The 17021-nt window shown below is 47.2% G+C and carries 14 protein-coding genes; 7 read left to right on the top strand and 7 right to left on the bottom strand.

From position 1 onward, the window contains the following. Positions 1–58 precede the first annotated feature (58 nt). The 3 genes from DLM76_RS12115 (at position 59) to DLM76_RS12125 (ending at position 4502) form a co-directional block, all read left to right on the top strand. Positions 59–2134 (top strand): O-antigen ligase family protein, encoded by a 2076-nt coding sequence (locus DLM76_RS12115; RefSeq protein ID WP_118965349.1) that lies wholly within the window; start codon positions 59–61, stop codon positions 2132–2134. Continuing rightward, positions 2131–3045, top strand: coding sequence for a glycosyltransferase family 2 protein (locus DLM76_RS12120; protein WP_118965350.1), 915 nt, complete (start codon positions 2131–2133; stop codon positions 3043–3045). The genes DLM76_RS12115 and DLM76_RS12120 overlap by 4 nt, the downstream gene beginning before the upstream one ends. A gap of 131 nt (positions 3046–3176) precedes the next feature. Then, complete coding sequence (locus DLM76_RS12125; RefSeq protein WP_118965351.1) at positions 3177–4502, top strand: adenylate/guanylate cyclase domain-containing protein; 1326 nt, start codon at positions 3177–3179, stop codon at positions 4500–4502. 6 nt (positions 4503–4508) lie between these two features. Here DLM76_RS12125 and DLM76_RS12130 read toward each other — a convergent pair whose 3' ends face one another. From DLM76_RS12130 to DLM76_RS12140, 3 genes are all read right to left on the bottom strand, one after another. Continuing rightward, complete coding sequence (locus DLM76_RS12130) at positions 4509–4799, bottom strand: YciI family protein (RefSeq protein ID WP_118956026.1); 291 nt, start codon at positions 4797–4799, stop codon at positions 4509–4511. A gap of 343 nt (positions 4800–5142) precedes the next feature. Then, on the bottom strand, positions 5143–5712 hold the full coding sequence (locus DLM76_RS12135) for a metal-dependent hydrolase (protein WP_118965352.1): 570 nt from the start codon (positions 5710–5712) through the stop codon (positions 5143–5145). A 52-nt stretch (positions 5713–5764) separates the two neighbouring features. Next, positions 5765–6367 (bottom strand): glutathione S-transferase family protein, encoded by a 603-nt coding sequence (locus tag DLM76_RS12140; RefSeq protein ID WP_241548238.1) that lies wholly within the window; start codon positions 6365–6367, stop codon positions 5765–5767. Positions 6368–6582: 215 nt separating this feature from the next. Here DLM76_RS12140 and ilvD point away from each other — a divergent pair, with 215 nt between their 5' ends. Together ilvD and DLM76_RS12150 are read left to right on the top strand one after the other, a co-directional pair. After that, a complete protein-coding gene (gene ilvD, locus DLM76_RS12145; protein ID WP_118965354.1) occupies positions 6583–8265 on the top strand; it encodes a dihydroxy-acid dehydratase in 1683 nt (560 codons plus the stop codon). After that, on the top strand, positions 8262–8792 hold the full coding sequence (locus tag DLM76_RS12150) for a nucleoside 2-deoxyribosyltransferase (RefSeq protein WP_118965355.1): 531 nt from the start codon (positions 8262–8264) through the stop codon (positions 8790–8792). Before ilvD ends, DLM76_RS12150 begins: the two co-directional genes overlap by 4 nt. Before the next feature lie 6 nt (positions 8793–8798). Here DLM76_RS12150 and DLM76_RS12155 read toward each other — a convergent pair whose 3' ends face one another. Beyond that, positions 8799–9395, bottom strand: coding sequence for a dihydrofolate reductase family protein (locus DLM76_RS12155; RefSeq protein ID WP_118965356.1), 597 nt, complete (start codon positions 9393–9395; stop codon positions 8799–8801). Positions 9396–9849: 454 nt separating this feature from the next. Here DLM76_RS12155 and DLM76_RS12160 point away from each other — a divergent pair, with 454 nt between their 5' ends. Then, the gene (locus DLM76_RS12160; protein ID WP_241548249.1) at positions 9850–10275 is read left to right on the top strand and encodes a VOC family protein; all 426 of its coding nucleotides are present in this window, start codon (positions 9850–9852) and stop codon (positions 10273–10275) included. A gap of 510 nt (positions 10276–10785) precedes the next feature. Here the strand turns inward: DLM76_RS12160 and DLM76_RS12165 are convergent. The 3 genes from DLM76_RS12165 to DLM76_RS12175 all read right to left on the bottom strand — a co-directional run bounded on the left by DLM76_RS12165 (position 10786) and on the right by DLM76_RS12175 (position 15837). After that, positions 10786–11442, bottom strand: a complete 657-nt coding sequence (locus DLM76_RS12165; protein WP_118965358.1) for a toll/interleukin-1 receptor domain-containing protein — start codon at positions 11440–11442, stop codon at positions 10786–10788. Between the two features lie 170 nt (positions 11443–11612). Further along, a complete protein-coding gene (locus tag DLM76_RS12170; protein ID WP_118965359.1) occupies positions 11613–14990 on the bottom strand; it encodes a methylmalonyl-CoA mutase family protein in 3378 nt (1125 codons plus the stop codon). Between the two features lie 43 nt (positions 14991–15033). Continuing rightward, positions 15034–15837, bottom strand: a complete 804-nt coding sequence (locus tag DLM76_RS12175; RefSeq protein WP_118965360.1) for a lysophospholipid acyltransferase family protein — start codon at positions 15835–15837, stop codon at positions 15034–15036. A gap of 218 nt (positions 15838–16055) precedes the next feature. On the opposite strand from DLM76_RS12175, the gene DLM76_RS12180 reads away from it, so the two are divergent. Next, positions 16056–17015: a phosphatase PAP2 family protein gene (locus DLM76_RS12180; RefSeq protein WP_118956016.1), complete on the top strand. Its 960-nt coding sequence runs from the start codon at positions 16056–16058 to the stop codon at positions 17013–17015. The last annotated feature ends 6 nt before the right edge of the window (positions 17016–17021 follow it).

Below are 17021 nucleotides of genomic sequence, written 5' to 3' on the forward strand. Positions count from 1 at the left end.
GCGGACTGCATTTGATTTTATCGTTTCTTAAAAAGTCCTTCGGAACAGTGTATCCCCTATGAAAAATCGGATTCTCCATCGAATCTTGGATGCGAACGAAGGCGGGAACATTCGGTCCTTGCTTTGGGTTTTCGTTTCGATTTTGATCCTTCTTCCCTTATTGTCTTTTTATCCTTGGAAGTTTAGAATCGGGTTTGCCGTCCTTTTTATTTTATTTGCGGTTTTAGATTCGTTCGTTCCGAGGATCGCGACCCTTGTTCTCGCGGCGAGCGGCGTGTTTTTCGGAAATCATCCGGGCGGAAGATTTTTGGAACTTCAGGATTGTCTTTGGATCGTTTGGTCCCTGCGCGGAATCGTGGAAAATCGTTTGCATGGAAATCGAATTCTGCAAAACGAATTCTGGAAACGCCCGCTCGGAATTCTTTTGCTTTTATTTTTCGGAGCGGCTTTTTCGAGCCTTTTGGCGAATCCCGATCTGCTTTTGGATCTGCGCTTTTATCACAAAGGCTGGTTTTGGTTTTTGCATTCCACGGAGTTGGAACCGAGTTATCCTTGGAAACTTTTGTTCTTGGGAATTTTGTTCGTATTCGGTTTGCTTTCGAGAGCCGAACTCGCGGGGCAATCGACGGATCGAACGAAACAAAATTCCGTTTTTTTGGATTATGCGGCCGGAATTTCGTTCGGAGTTTTGATCGCCGTTTTTGCGGGATGGATGGAATATTTTTTCCCATTCGCAAAATCAACGTTAGACGGGTATCATCGTTGGTTGGACGGATATAAGCTCGTCGCGCTTCCGCATTCTTTGATTCCTTCTTTGGAACGTTATTTGCCCGAGTCGGCGATCCAATCCTTGTATTGGAACCGAAGCTGGTTTGCGATCCATTTGGTCGCGAGTCTTCCGTTTTTATTCTACTGGTTGTTTTCCGGCGCTGCGGATCGTATTCGAAAACTTACGGTTCCGTTTTGGATCGCCTTTGTCTGCGTTTTAGCGGTAACTTTTTTTTGGATCGGTGCGAGAGGAGGGGTTCTTTCGTTTCTTGCGTTTTTGGGAATGAGCGGATTTGCATTTGCCTTCTTTCGATGGGGGAAGAAGCAAACAATCATTTCCGTTTTTTCGGCGTTCTTCCCGTTTCTGTTCGTGATCGCCGGAATCGCATTTCCTTTTGTCGTAATCGCGACGAATGCGGGAACGGGCGATGTAGAACGTCTTTCCCATTTTTTAGCGGGCACGAAACTCTTTTTCGCAAAACCGTTGTTTGGCGGCGGTTTCGAAAGTTTCGGATGGTACAACGAATGTTGTTTGAATCTTGCGGGAAGACAAAGTCCGTATCATACAACTCACAATCAGTTTTTACAGATTCTTTCCGGAATCGGCGTGTTCGGGGCGGCGGTTTACGCCGCGCTTTGGGGATTTCTTTTTTATGAATTCTTTGCCGGGAAACGAAGAGGCCGATCGTTTGCGGGAACCTCCCTTGTGTTCGGATCCGTATTCGCGGTTTTCGTATATTCTTTTTTCCAGGAATGGTTCTATTTGAGAGCGGTGTATTTTCAGTGGATCGCTTTGTTCGTCGTGTTCTCTTCCTCCGGGGAAGAAGGACAAAAATCTTTCGCGGAAAAAAACGCCGCGCGGATCAAACTCGCCCTCTCACAAACCGTGTGTTCTATTCGAAATTTTGAATGTAAGAAGATTCACGTTTTTATACTGGGAGGTTCGCTTCTTCTTTTGGGTTCCTGGGTTTTGTTTCCTACAACCTTGTATCGTTCGGGAATTTATTTTCCTCCCGGAAACCCTGATCCATACGAGGCGTTGATCTTGGAAGGAAAGGGGGAACTCGTTCTTGTTTCCAAACCGGATATCTATGAGGTATCTCCGGCCAGGGGTTTCGGAATCGTAGATCTTTCTTTTTCTACGGAAGGAGCGGAGTTCGTTCCGAATATGCAGGACAAGAGCCTGGGCGTTCTCGACTCGTTCACGCTTCGCGCGATCGAAGGCAAGAATATTCTGAAAACGGAATGTACGTCGCGCGATGTTCCGGGTCCGCTGAGGACTTTGGTTTTTTGGAAGAAGGAAGCGATCGATCCCGAACCGAGAAAGTTGTGTGCCCGGTTTCGCATTCAAAAAAGTTTATTATGAGTCAAAACTTGGCCCCGATCTCCGTCGTCATTCCTACCTTCAACCGGGAAACAAAGGTTTTCAAGGCGATCTCCACGGTTCTTGCGCAAACGCTTCTTCCCGAAGAGATCATCGTCGTAGACGACGGTTCCACCGATTCCACGGTATCAAAACTCAAACATGAATTTGGAGAGGAACAAAACCGCATCGTCATTCTCCCGTTAGAACACAAAGGAGTCAGTCACGCAAGAAACAAGGGCGTCGAAAGCGCACGCAACGATTGGATCGCATTTTTGGACTCGGACGACGAATGGCTTCCCGAAAAATTGGAACGTCAATGGAGTTTTATCCAAAACCATCCGCAGACATCGATTCTTCAGTCGCAAGAGATTTGGGTCCGTCATGGAAAGCGAGTCAATCCCCCGGCGTATCTTGCTAAAAAGGACGGATGGATCTTTGAACAGAGTTTGGATTTTTGCAGCGTTACTCCTTCTTCCGTTTTGTTGAAAAAAGATCTCTATCAAAGTTCGGGTGGAATGGACGAGGACCTTCCCGCTTGTGAAGACTACGATCTTTGGTTGAGGATTGCTGCTCGTTATCCGGTTGCCTTGTTGGACGAACCCTTGCTCGTTCGGTATGGAGGTCACGAAGATCAATTGTCGTTTCGATTTCCGGTCATGGATCGATTTCGAATTTACTCTATTCTAAAATTATTAAGTTCTCATCTACTCGATGAATCTCAATCCATACTTTGCAAAAAAATCCTCTTTATAAAATGGAATGTTTTAAGGCAGGGAAAAGTCAAAAGAGACTCTTGGAACGAAGAGTTGGATATTCTTTTTGCATCCGTGTTGAAAGAAGGATTGAATTCTTCCTTTGGAAAGCGTATCAAAGAGTTCCTTTTGAATCACGAGAATTGGAGTAAGATTTAATCGTTTGAAATCTTTTTTTCCTCAAACGGGATTTGTAGTTTTCTTTTTTGAACCCGTCCGAAAGTTATTTCCAATCTCGACCTTTACTGTTATAATCGGAAGGTCAAAAAATTATCGGAGCTGATCGAATCATGGCCAACCCAATTCAAGAATTGACCAAGAAATTTAAGAAGCAAACGATGGATCCGCTTTCTTATGAAATTCTAAAAAGCGAAATCGTTCGAACGAAAATTCTCTGCGGTTTTTTTACGTTTTCTTCCGCTTTAATGGTAATCGTGTTTAGTCTCTTTCACGAATGGATCGACAAGGAAACGGGCGGTCATTTCCCATACGTGGCGGTTGTCGGAGTCAACGTGGGTACCGCGCTCTACGAATTGCTCGCGAACCGAATCTTCAATCGATACCTGAAGAAGAGAAAAGTGGTATTCCCGATCGCGAGATTTGGAAACGCGTTTATCGAAGTTTCTTCCGTGTCTTTGCTTATTTGGCTGAATATCGAAGCGTTTCAATCTCCTCTGATTCCGTTGTATTCTCCCGCGGTTTTGACCTTCTTTGCGTTTATCATCCTGTCGGTTTTGCGTCTCGAATTTTGGCTGAGCGCGTTTACCGGTTTTGTCGCGGGGGCGCAATTATTGGGTTTAGCGATTTATTATATTCCGAAAAACCAAATCCTCATGCCGATCAATTTCTTCAATTCGGTCGCGCCGTTTCTTTCCAAAGGACTTTTATTTACGTTCGGCGGTGTCGCCGCCGGTCTTGTGGGACTTCAACTCCGAAGATCCTTGATTTCCGCGATGGATGCGGTTCAAGAGAAGAATAAGGTGGTCGGCATGTTCGGCCAGTATGTTTCTCCGGACGTCGTCGATCGTCTTCTCGAACAGAAGAACGAAAGTTTTTCCGAGTTCAAACACGTCTGCGTGATGTTTTTGGACATCCGCAACTTTACGAGATTCTCCGAAAAACGATCTCCGGGAGAAGTCATCGATTATCTCAATTATATCTTTTCTCATCTCATCGACATCGTGAACATGCACAACGGGATGATTAACAAATTTCTAGGCGACGGTTTTATGGCCGTGTTCGGCGCTCCGATTTCGGACGGAGGAAACGATGTGAAGAACGCCGTAAACGCATCCTTGGAACTTTTGAAAAAGATCGAGTTTTTGAATCAGGAAGGAAAAATTCCGGAAACTCAAATCGGAATCGGTCTTCATTCCGGAGAAGCGATGACGGGTAACGTGGGTTCCGAAGCCAGAAAAGAATACACGATCATCGGAGACGTGGTCAATCTCGCTTCCCGAGTGGAGCAGTTGAACAAGGAATTCGGAACGAAACTTTTAGTGACGCACGCCGTTTACGAAGATATCAAAGCCGGTATTCCGGGAAGACATCTTTCCTCGATCCAAGTCAAGGGAAGGGAACAACCCGTAGACATCTACGAGTTGGGCAAGGTCTAAAAAGAATTAAAGCCAGAACTCAAATTCTTTCTGATGTTTGACGGGATTCCATTCTATGATTTGGAATTCTGCGACTCCGTTCGTGTAGAACGGATCTTGATGACAGAAAGCTTCCAACTCTTTGCGGGAATTGGATCTCGCGATGAGAATTCCTCCGGTTCTCGGTTCTTGAGGGCCGGATGCGAGTAGAATTTTCTGTTCGTATCCTTTGGACAAATGTTCTCTGTGTACGGTTACGTATTGGTCGACCGTTTCGATCGGTGTAAGATAACGAAGAACTACGATAAATTGTTTCATTTAAAATTTTACCTTCCAGGTTCTAATCTTTCGAAAACAACCCGCTGATAACTTTGATTGGTTCCATAAAATTGAACCGTATCACAGCTTTCCACAAGGTTATTTAAAATTGGATTGATTTTGAGAAATTGTGGGAACTCCTACAATTTCCCGTAAAACCAACGCGCGCCCCACCCTGGTTTGGGTGGGGGGAGAGGCGGTGGGAAGAAGCGGCAGATTTTTCTCTCTATCAGAAACATTTCCGGTTTGCAATTCAAAATTGATAATCTTGTCGGAACCTTTCCCGTTTTTCGAAAAGAATCAGCCGTGGTTTTTGTGGGAACTCCCACAATCCGATTCCGATTTACTTCTTGCCGTTTTTGTTTCCGCCGACACGAGTCGCGATCCAACGCGCCAAGGTTCTCAGAAAAAAGAACGAAACGGAAATCGATAAAAGAGGAATCCACACAGTGCTCCACTCCGATTTCAAAACGGAAAGTCCTCGTTCGGTCAAAAAGTTTTTGATTCCGATCGGAGAAACACGGATCGGTCTTTGATCGAAAAAGAAACGTTCGGAAGAATAGGGGATTAAAAATCCGACCCCGAGTCCTCCGCTCGTCATCGCGTCCAGAACTCCGTGCGAAACGATCGAGACACATAAAAACAAAAGAACAACCTCGATTCTCGCGCGAAACCATCGCACCAACACGCAGGCTAAGAGGGAAAGGGAGAATCCGAATAAAATCGAGTGGCTGAAACCCCGATGACCCCAATCGTCTTCATACGGAATTCCGAATTTAAACGCGATCACATCCGCGTCGGGAAGAATCGAAAACAGGATTCCCGCCAAAAGCAATCGCCATGGAATGAATTTATTTCCGAATGCGATCCAGAAAGAGATCGGAACCGCGGTATGGGTCATAATCGTAGGCATATTATATTTCCTGAATGTTTTCGATGCGGGCGAATTTAGTTGAACGAAAACTTCATCTTTGGATCGAGATCATTTTCGGAGAACTGCGGACGTTTTCCAGCCATCTTCGAACGTTCGGAAAGGTTTCGAACGAAAACCCACCGTCCTCGGCGACGTGCGAATAGGCGTATAACGCGATGTCCGCGATGGTCAACCGTTCGCCGACGAAAAAATTCTTATCCCGGAGATGATCGTCCATAACCGCGAACGCCTTGTTGCCCTTGACGCGATTATTCTCAAGCACGGAAGAATTCTCCCGTCCATCGACCGAGTATTTCATCAACCAGCGATTGACCGCGACATAGGGCTCGTGGCTGTATTGTTCGAAAAAAAGCCATTCTAAGATTCGGGTTTGTTCGAGCAGATCCTTGGAAAAGAATTCCGTGTCCCGCGCCAAATAATAGAGGATCGCGTTGGATTCGGGAATGTTCGTTCCGTCCGCAAGCTGAAGCACCGGAATTTTTCCGTTCGGATTGATCTTCAAAAATTCGGGAGTTTTCGTTTCTCCCTTTCTCGTATCGATTTCGATCCATTCGAAAGGAAGATCCAAAAGGGTAAGAATGGATTTTATCTTGTGACAATTTCCGGAAACCGTCATTCCAAAGACTTTATACACGATCGCTCAACCTCTAAAGGATAAGATATGAGGATCGATTTTTTGACCGAGACCGGGGCTGTATTTCTTTTTTTGAAACGGATTCTCCGCTTTCCGTAAATTCTTAGAAGATGTCCGGACTTTTCCATTTGACTAGGAGAAGAGTCCGCAAAATTGTACTTACAAAACCCGATCCGATTCGATTGTATTTCGGAAGGTAGAAGTAGGAATCTAAGATGAGCGATAACCTGAAAAAAAGAAGTTCCATGACGACCGACGGAGACAACCGCGCTCCGAACCGTGCGATGCTTCGCGCCGTAGGTTTTACGGAAGAAGACTTTCACAAGCCGATGATCGGAATCGCTTCCACTTGGAGCGAAATCACCCCCTGCAATATTCATATCAATAAACTCGCCGAAAAAGTCAAAGAAGGAGTCCGTGCCGCCGGTGGAATGCCGCAGATCTACGGAACCATCACCGTTTCCGACGGGATCATGATGGGACACGAAGGGATGCACTTCTCCCTTCCTTCCAGAGAAGTCATCGCCGATTCGATCGAGATCGTTTCCAACGCGATGAGACACGACGGCGTGATCGCGATCGGCGGTTGCGATAAAAACATGCCGGGTTGTTTGATGGCCCTTTGCAGAATCGACGTTCCTTCCATCTTCGTTTACGGAGGAACCATTCTTCCCGGAAACTGCGACGGTCACGACGTGGACATCGTTTCCGTTTTCGAAGCGGTCGGGCAGATCAACGCCGGAAAAATCTCCAGAGAAGAATTCGTCCGCATCGAACAAAGCGCGATTCCGGGTGCGGGAAGCTGCGGAGGAATGTATACCGCAAATACGATGTCTTCCGCGATCGAAGCTCTGGGAATGAGTCTTCCCGGTTCTGCATCCATGCCCGCGGTCAGTTCCAGAAAGGCGAACGACTGCTACGAAGCCGGAAAGGCTTTGATGGAACTCATCAAAAAAGGAATCACTCCGAAACAGATTCTTACCAAGAAAGCGTTCGAGAATGCGATCACCGTCGTACTCGTGTTAGGCGGTTCCACGAATGCGGTGCTTCACCTCATCGCGATCGCGAAAGAAATCGGAGTCGATCTGACGATGGAGGACTTCGACCGCATCAGCAAGAAAACTCCTCACCTCGCGGATTTGAAACCGGGCGGAAAATACGCGATGACCGACCTCGATAAAGTCGGAGGAGTTCACGGCGTAATGAAGTATCTTTTGAAGGAAGGAATGCTTCACGGAGATTGTATTACCGTCACCGGAAAAACTATCGCGGAAAACTTGAAGGACATGCCGGATCTCGTTGAGAACCAGACGATCGTTCGTAAACGTGCGGAAGCGCTTCATCCTTCCGGTCCTCTCGTAATCTTAAAAGGAAATCTCGCTCCCGACGGAGCCGTTGCGAAGATTTCCGGTTTGAAAAAAATTTCCATCACCGGTCCCGCGAAAGTGTTCGAATCGGAAGACGATTGTTTCAATGCGATCATGTCCGATAAGATCAAAGCGGGAGACGTGATCATCATCCGCTACGAAGGTCCGAAGGGCGGTCCCGGAATGAGAGAGATGCTCGCGGTGACTTCGGCTCTCGTAGGAAAAGGACTCGGAGAGGATGTCGGTTTAATGACGGACGGCCGATTCAGCGGAGGAACGCACGGTCTCGTGGTCGGTCATATTTCTCCGGAAGCGTTCGAAGGCGGTCCGATCGCGATCGTTCAAGACGGTGATATGGTTACGATCGATTCTCCTAAGAATCTTCTGCAAGTCGAGATTTCTCAGGAAGAGATCGACAGACGTCTGAAATCTTGGAAGCCGATTGAACCCCGTTATAAGTCCGGTGTTCTCGCGAAATACGTGAAGTTGGTCCAATCGGCGACGAACGGAGCGATCACGAATCTGCTTTGAAAACGATCTATCTTGCAGGACCGGAAGTATTTTTACCGGATGCGTTTGCCGTTCTGCAAGATAGAAAATCCCTTTGTTCCTCCTTCGGCTTTAACGCGCTTTCTCCTTTCGATTCCGACATACCGACCGATCTGAAAAAAGACGTAGAGCTTGCGCGGAGAATTTTTTTCGGCAATCTCGAACTCATTCAGAAAGCGGACTTGATTCTTGCGAACTGCAACCCGTTTCGAGGTCCGCTCGTAGACGACGGAACCTCTTTCGAAATCGGTTACGGTTTTTCTCTCGGCAAAAAAATCTACGGTTATACGAAAACGATTCTTCCCTTACCCGAAATCGTAAAAAGAAACATTCCCGTTCTTCCGCATAACTCCGGTTATGCGATCGATAAGGACGGATATTTGTTAAACGAAGACTTCGGAAACTGCTTGAATCTGATGTTGGAATATTCGATCGAAAAATCGGGCGGTCTGCTCGTCGAAGGAGACTTTGAACTTTGTTTGAAATCCCTCGCCGAACGGGAGAAGTAAGAAGATTCAAAAACTTCCGGTTTCGACCGCGCCCGCGCGTTTGTAATTCGCAATGATCACTCCGCCCGGAGTGACTTCACTTTCCGTCACTTGAAACGCCGCAGGGATCGTCCCTTCGACGAACAATCGTTTTCCGCTGCCCAACGTCAGAGGAAATATCTTTAACCAAAATTCGTCGATCAGATCCTGTTTCATGAGAGTCTGAACGAGATTGGCGCTTCCGTATACGTGCAAATCCGGTCCTTCTTCTTGTTTGAGTTTTTTGATTTTATCCGCGATGTTTCCGTTTAAAAATACGGAGGGTCCCCATTCGTGAGAAGTCAACGTGTTCGAGGCGACGTATTTGGTAACCGTCATAACCGCAGGCCAGAAGTCCGAATGTTTCGGCCAATAAGGCGCCCAAATATCGAAGGTCTTTCGTCCTAACAACAGATCGAAGGGTCGATTCATCTGCTTGTTCATGGCCGCTCCGACCGCATCGTCGAAATACGGAACTTGCCACCCGCCATACGTAAATCCGCCGCTTGTATCTTCCTCGGGGCCGCCCGGGCCTTGGATGACACCGTCCAAGGTCAGAAACTCAAGTACAATTAATCTTCTCATGATCGGTCTCCTTAGGAAAGGATGAGGAGCCTAAGTTTAGAATCAAAGTTGAAACGCGTCAATAGCATTTAATCACAGTCGGCGATGGGAAGAGCGATTGCGATTTTGAGTATTCGGAATTCAACTTCAAGTGGGAACGGAAATTTGCTCAAAACCTTGGGTCCCATATTCTTTTTAAAGGCGAGAATTCAAACGATGCTTACGGGAACTTTACTCTAAGTTGATATCCGCTTTAGAATTTGTATGGACATAAGGCTGTTTATCTGCATATTGATCGGGCGCTTGGAAGAAAACACAAGAGGCTTACGAATTGTCTCAGGTCTCGAAGAACGAGGGGATGAATGTTCTTCGACATTTTAGAATCATAGACGTTCCGGAAAACGTTTTGCGAGCGATAAACGAAAGAATATAGAATAGGAATAACGGGGGATACAAACGGATGACGTTGAAACGGATGGACAATGTGAGTATTATCGTCGAAGATCTCACGGCCACGATCGCTCTCTTCACTGAGCTCGGTATGGATCTGGAAGGACAGGCTCGCGTAGAAGGCCCTTGGGCGGACGACGTTGTGGGTTTGAAAGGGATGCAAGTCGATATGGCGCTGATGCGAACTCCGGACGGACATAGCCGCCTCGAATTGGTGAAGTTTCTCAATCCGAAAGCTGTGAGCCCGGAACCGAAGAACGCACCGGTGAACACTTTGGGAATCAGTCGCATTATGTTTGCAGTAGAAGACATCGAGGAGGTCTTGGCTCGTCTTCAAACTCACGGGGCCAAACTCGTCGGGAAGGTGGCCCGCTATGAAGATAGCTACCTGCTCTGTTATCTCCGTTGTCCTGAAGGTTTTTTGATCGCATTGGCTCAGGAGCTTAAATGAGGTTTTGACCTTGGTTGTTTTAAAAGAAAAGAATATTCATTTAATTGAATGTTTTTGTTTTTTGGAAATAAGTAAAGGTGAGTTGTAAAATCTTCGTTTGATTCTGTCGATATTCGACAGTCGAATGAGCGTCGCTTTTCTGCATGTCGCCTAAACGACAAATGATGTGTGAAATGTAGAATCGTCCTTGGTTCTGCTGATATTCGACAGTCGTATAAGCGTCGCTTTTCTGAATGTCGCCTTAACACCAGAATATATCCGACCTACGGATAAATCTGCCAAGAGCCAACAGTTCTTGCACGCACCTATAAGATTCCGTACAACGCGATCTCCAAATGTTTTGCACACGACGGTTTTTACATCTCCTAAACTTTTACGATTTATAGGCGACGTGCGCGTAAATCCAAGTCCGTCGAAAAATTTCATAACGCAATCGCGCCGATGAGATCCTCCGATAAACGCATATAACACCAACCACCCGCACACGTCCGTCTTTCTCCCGCAACCGGATCAAAAACCTTGCGGCAAAGAGATCGGTGGCGCTTCCAATACGACCAGCGTTTTTTTCGTAAGTAAATATTTATAATCCTTCAATAAAGACGGAATATATCGATTTTTGCATAAACCCGCTTCATAAACCTGTCGATTGTTTGCGGCTCTTCTTAAAAGTTCCTTGATCTGCGACTTCTTCATTTGGTCTACATAGGGAAGAATCAATTGAAAATTCCGTTCCGCTTGGCGAAACGATCTGGATCTTCCGATCAGATCGATGATCATGTTGGTTCCGAATCTAAAATTGCAGCGGATAATTCCGGGGATTAGATCGTTGATCGATACCGTATCTTCCCGGATTTTTGCGGATTGGGTCTTGCCGACAAAACCCTTGGGAATCGTACCGTCTAACGAAAGAAATACGAGCGTCATTTCCCGAAACGCCGCGATCCCCGCTTCCTGCACGCACCAAGGAGACTCTTCGTAATATCTGCTTAGAAGGGCAACGAAAAGATCCGATTTGGCGAGTTCGTTTAATATTACGGTCTGCCATTCGGAGGAAACCTTGATGTCTTCATGCGCGAGAAAGGAAGGAATTCCGAAGTGGTCCAGAATGTTTTGGATCTTACCCGCCGTAAGCTTGTCGATCGTGGAGTAACTGATAAAGGCTTTCATATACGCCCACCCATTGAAACGATCCGTTCATTATAACCGTGTTAGTCGACAAATTCCGTCTCCCTACTTTTTAGACAAGGATGCAGGAAAACGGAATTTGGTTTAGGTTCGACTAACTATGCGTAAACGGTCGTAGCGATGCGAGGAGACGTAAGGAGACGGTTGACTTCTTACATGCTTCTGCGGTACTGACCGCCCACTTCGTAGAGCGCGTGGGTCATTTGTCCCAGGGAAACCTTCTTGGAAGTTTCCATCAATTCCTCGAAGATGTTTCCGTTGGAAAGACTTACGTTCTTCAATTGACGCAGACGATCGGCGAGATCGGTTTCGTTTCGTTTGTGAAATTCCCGAAGCGCTCCGATTTGAGCCTGTTTTTCCGCGTCCGTCGACCGGATGACTTCTTCCGGTATGATAGTGGGCGAACCCTCTTTGCTTAAGAACGTGTTTACGCCGATCACGGGAAATTCTCCGTTATGCTTTAAAGATTCGTAATATAGGGATTCCTCTTGGATCTTGTTTCTCTGATACATCATCTCCATAGCTCCGAGAACTCCGCCTCTTTCGGAGATTCTATGGAATTCCTGGAGAATCGCCTGTTCCACGAGATCGGTCAACTCTTCGATAAGGAACGAACCTTGACCCGGGTTTTCGTTTTTAGCCAGTCCGAGTTCCCGGTTGATGATGAGCTGGATCGCCATCGCGCGGCGGACGGATTCTTCGGTCGGAGTGGTGATCGCCTCGTCGTATGCGTTCGTATGCAAAGAATTGCAATTGTCATAGATCGCGTAAAGCGCCTGGAGCGTGGTCCGTATATCGTTGAATGCGATCTCCTGTGCGTGCAAAGATCTTCCGGAAGTCTGGATGTGATACTTGAGCATCGCCGAACGGTCGTTCGCTCCGTATTTCTTCTTCATCGCCTTGGCCCAGATTCTTCTCGCGACTCGACCGATCACCGCATATTCGGGATCGATTCCATTCGAAAAGAAGAAGGAAAGATTCGGAGCGAAGTCGTCGATCTTCATTCCTCGGCTTAAGAAATATTCCACGTAGGTGAGTCCGTTCGCAAGTGTGAACGCAACCTGAGTGATCGGATTGGCCCCGGCTTCCGCGATATGATACCCGGAGATCGAAACCGAATAAAAGTTTCGAACCTGATTGGTGATGAAGTATTCCTGAATATCACCCATCATCTTAAGCGCGAATTCGGTGGAAAAGATACAAGTGTTCTGCGCCTGATCCTCTTTGAGGATGTCCGCTTGCACCGTTCCTCGAACGACCTTTACGGTTTCGCGTTTGATCTTTTCGTAAACTTCCTTCTCGAGAACCTCGTCTCCCGTTACGCCTAACAACAATAAGCCGAGCCCGTCGTTTCCTTCCGGGATCGGTGCGTTGTATTTCGGTACGGGAAGATTCTTCGCTTTGTAGATGGATTCTATCTTTTGACGGACTTCCGTTTCGATTCCGGTCGCTTTGATATGTTTCTCGCAGGCTTGATCGATCGCGGCGTTCATAAAGAACGCGAGCACCATCGGTGCGGGACCGTTGATCGTCATCGATACGGACGTAGTAGGGTTGGATAGATCGAAACCGGAATAGAGTTTTTTCGCGTCGTCCAACGTAGCGATGCTTACACCTGAGTTTCCGATTTTTCCGTAGATGTCCGGTCTTTCTCCCGGATCTTCCCCGTACAACGTGACCGAGTCGAACGCAGTGGACAAACGTTGCGCGGGCATTCCAAGGCTTACGTAGTGAAAGCGAGCGTTCGTTCTTTCGGGTCCGCCTTCTCCCGCGAACATCCGAGTGGGATCTTCTCCCGTTCTTTTAAACGGAAATACTCCTGCGGTAAACGGGAATTCTCCCGGAAAATTTTCCTGAAAGGACCAGCGGACGATTTCTCCCCAATCCTTGAACTTAGGAGTCGCGACCTTCGGGATTTTGAGATTGCTCAGAGATTCCGTCGTATTGGAAACCTTGATTTCCTTGTCGCGAACCTTATACGTGAAGTTTTCTCCGCGATAGTTGGCGAGCTTTGCTTCCCAGCCCGCGAGAATTTTTTTGGTTTCGGGCGCCAGGGAGTTTTCAATTTTAGAATATTCGGATTCTAGAATATTTATGTCTTGCCCGGAAGACTTTAGAACCTCGATCGCTCCTTTGAGTTGGAAGAGTTTACGCGCTTTTTCGGATTCTTTTTCGGTGATTTGATCGTAACGGTTGCATTCCTCGCGGATTTCGGCGAGATAACGGACTCGATCGGGAGGAATGATGAAGATCTTCTCGCTCATTCCCGCTTCTTTTCCATAGGAAGAATTCCATCCGAGCTTCATCTTATCGGAGAGGGCCCGGATCACATTGCTGTAAAGACCGTTGGTTCCCGGATCGTTGAACTGAGACGCGATCGTCCCGAACACGGGCATGGAATCCAAGTCCTTGTCGAAGAGTTGTCTGGATCTTTGATATTGTTTTTTGACGTCTCGAAGCGCGTCGAGCGCACCTCGTTTGTCGAACTTGTTGATCGCGATCAGATCGGCGTAGTCGATCATATCGATCTTTTCGAGCTGGGTTGCGGCCCCGTATTCGGGAGTCATCACATACAGCGCGATGTCCGCGACCTCTGTGATTTCGGAATCGCTCTGACCGATCCCTGCCGTTTCCACGACGATCAGATCGAAACCCGCGCTTTTTAGGACGTCGATGCTTCGCTTAACGTTTTTGTTAAGCGCAATGTTTGCTTCTCTTGTGGCGAAGGATCTCATATAAACCCGTTCGTGCGAGATGGAATTCATTCGAATCCGGTCGCCTAAGAGCGCTCCTCCCGTTTTTCGTTTGGAAGGGTCGACGGAAAGAATCGCGATCGTCTTATCCGGAAAATCGATCAAAAATCTGCGGACGAGTTCGTCCGTAAGAGAGGACTTTCCCGCTCCTCCGGTTCCGGTGATTCCCAAAATCGGAACGGTTTTATTTCCCGGCGGAAAATTCAGTTTTTCGGTTAACGCCGATTTTTCGAGTTCCTGTCTTTCGAACGTGTTTTCGACGAGCGTGATCGTCTGCGCGATCGCGAGAGGATTCTTATCCTTTAAGGAAGAATGCAGCGTGCCGTTGAACGTCAAAGGGGGAATGAAGTCGGATTTGCGAATGAGGTCGTTGATCATTCCCTGAAGTCCAAGTTCTCTTCCGTCGTCCGGAGAATAGATGCGAGTCACTCCGTAGGCTTCGAGTTCCTTGATCTCGGACGGGAGAATGGTTCCTCCTCCGCCTCCGAATACTTTGATATGACCCGCGCCTTTTTCCTTCAGCAGATCGATCATGTATTTGAAATATTCGACGTGACCGCCCTGGTAACTCGTGATTGCGATTCCCTGCGCGTCCTCTTGGATCGCGCATTCCACGATTTCGCGGACAGAACGGTTGTGTCCGAGATGAATGACCTCCACTCCGGACGCCTGGAGAATTCTTCGCATAATATTGATCGACGCGTCGTGCCCGTCGAATAGGGAAGCGGCCGTAATAAAGCGAACCTTGTGCTGGGGAGTGTAGATTTGCGTTTCCATAGTTATTCTTCTATTCTAATATTCTAAAATACCAAAGTTCCGTTCAGCTTTCCGGAGCATCGATGAGCTTTCTCACCCTGTTTTCCAATTCTTCCGTTACGATTTTTGCGGCCTTTTTCAAAGGCTCCTTAGGGAACTCGTGCGGATAAATCGGCTTTCCGATGTTGTACGTGATCTTGGCTCCGAACGCCTTTCCCGTGAGAAACGCTTCGGGTTTCATCATTCTCCAGGCTCCGTTGATCGCGCTCGGAATGATCGGAACGCCTGCGCGGATCGCGAGTTTTGCGGAAAGCGCCTTGAACGATCCGGGCGTGACGTGTTCGGTCCGGGTTCCCTGCGGATACACCGAAATCAATTCTCCCGTTTGGATGAGTTCGACCATATAATTTTCGAGGTCTTCGTAATAGGCCGCGGCGGATTTTGCGTCTTTCACGTTATGCGCCCTTAGGATCGGATGACCGCCCCAGTGCATGAGTTGTTTTCCCTGCAGATCTCCGAGCGCGTTTAAGGTCGTGACGAGGGTTTGTTTCATCAAACTCAGCGGAAACGTGTTGAGAGGGGAGGATGGATTGTTGAGAAAATCCAGAATCGTTTCCTGAGGATGAAACAATTCATACTTTCCAAGATAAATCACTTTTCTTAAAACGGAGGTTCCTTGTACGATTACATCCAGGTTGTCCGTGTGATTGGAAATGAGGACGGCTCCTCCGGTTTCAGGAACGTTTTCCAAACCCGTGACTTCCACCGAATATACGAGGTGAAGAAGAGTTTTTAAGAATTGTTTTACGGGTTCTCTCGGAATGAGGAAGAGGCTGTCAAGAATGTCGGATTCTGTTTGGGTTTCCATTCAAAGTCTGCTTTTCGAACGAGTGTTCAATAAATATTGGATTTAGAATTCATTGTACCGAATGGAATCGAATCCCGCAAGTTGGATTTTTAAGTGTGGAATGATCTTTACGGCGTGTTCAACGGTTGACTATGATTTCATTAAAAAATGAAGCTGCAAGAAGCTGTCCCGAAACGGATTGGGACAGCTTCTTATAAGAAGTTAGGAGATACAGTGAGATGAGCGGAAACATCGGTTGGTTTCAAGATTCGTTTTGGTTCGGAGAAGCGTTTTTAGTTTCTTTGCGGGGAGGAGCGTTCGATCCGGTTCTCGGAATCGTTACGCTCGTCTTTCATCATTTGGGCGGTAACACCTTCTTTATGATTCTTCTTTCTTCCGTCTATGTTCTCGTAAATCGAAAACTCGGAATTCGTCTGGCCTTCGGACTCTTGACGACCGGAATTCTCAACGGTTTGACCAAAGCTTTTTTGGAAAGTCCAAGACCGACCTTGCCTTGGATCGGTCCGGGAAATTTAGCGGAAGGTTCGTACGGATTTCCTTCGGGGCATGTGCAGACGAGCGTAGTGATCTGGGGTTTGATTTTTCTCCACGTCAAAAACAAAACGATCCGAACGATCGCGCTTCTCATCATTTTGTTTATGCCTTTTTCGAGAATGTATGCGGGAGTTCACTTTGCGGGTGATACGCTCGGAGGATTTGCGCTCGGACTTTTCGGACTCGCACTCGTAGAAATTTTGTTTCGGTCTTTTTCCGAGTTGGAATCCTCCGGACGCTTTGAGGGACAGACTCTCTCGAACACCAAAACTCTTTCTTTAGTGATCGTAGTATTTACCTTGCCTTCCGTTCTATTGCATTCGAGCGCGGATGCGTTGGAAAAACTCAAGTCCTATGAAAACGTGATTTCCGCGAGCGGGGCCTTGGCGGGATTCGCGATCGGAATTCTGTTTTGCAAATTTCATTCTTTGGATTGGAAACCGGCGGATTCTTTCGCGGAAGTTTTGAAACGAGCGGGAGTGTTGATCCTAGGGATCGTATTGTTTTACATTCTACCGGGAATTGTCGTTCAAAAGCTCTTTCCCGAAAATCCGGTTGCAAGATACCTCAGGTACGGGATCGTTAGCAGTTACATCGCTTTTTTTTCCGTAAAAATTTTGGATCGATGGAAGGGAAAAAGCTGATTTAAA

This window comes from Leptospira yasudae, from assembly GCF_003545925.1.
GTDB classification, from domain to species: Bacteria; Spirochaetota; Leptospiria; order Leptospirales; family Leptospiraceae; genus Leptospira; species Leptospira yasudae.

Coding starts and splice junctions, on each gene's coding strand:
- DLM76_RS12115 (WP_118965349.1), top strand. CDS start 59: ATGAAAAATCGGATTCTCCATCGAATCTTGGATGCGAACGAAGGCGGG.
- DLM76_RS12120 (WP_118965350.1), top strand. CDS start 2,131: ATGAGTCAAAACTTGGCCCCGATCTCCGTCGTCATTCCTACCTTCAAC.
- DLM76_RS12125 (WP_118965351.1), top strand. CDS start 3,177: ATGGCCAACCCAATTCAAGAATTGACCAAGAAATTTAAGAAGCAAACG.
- DLM76_RS12130 (WP_118956026.1), bottom strand. CDS start 4,799: ATGAAACAATTTATCGTAGTTCTTCGTTATCTTACACCGATCGAAACG.
- DLM76_RS12135 (WP_118965352.1), bottom strand. CDS start 5,712: ATGCCTACGATTATGACCCATACCGCGGTTCCGATCTCTTTCTGGATC.
- ilvD (WP_118965354.1), top strand. CDS start 6,583: ATGAGCGATAACCTGAAAAAAAGAAGTTCCATGACGACCGACGGAGAC.
- DLM76_RS12155 (WP_118965356.1), bottom strand. CDS start 9,395: ATGAGAAGATTAATTGTACTTGAGTTTCTGACCTTGGACGGTGTCATC.
- DLM76_RS12160 (WP_241548249.1), top strand. CDS start 9,850: ATGGACAATGTGAGTATTATCGTCGAAGATCTCACGGCCACGATCGCT.
- DLM76_RS12165 (WP_118965358.1), bottom strand. CDS start 11,442: ATGAAAGCCTTTATCAGTTACTCCACGATCGACAAGCTTACGGCGGGT.
- DLM76_RS12170 (WP_118965359.1), bottom strand. CDS start 14,990: ATGGAAACGCAAATCTACACTCCCCAGCACAAGGTTCGCTTTATTACG.
- DLM76_RS12175 (WP_118965360.1), bottom strand. CDS start 15,837: ATGGAAACCCAAACAGAATCCGACATTCTTGACAGCCTCTTCCTCATT.
- DLM76_RS12180 (WP_118956016.1), top strand. CDS start 16,056: ATGAGCGGAAACATCGGTTGGTTTCAAGATTCGTTTTGGTTCGGAGAA.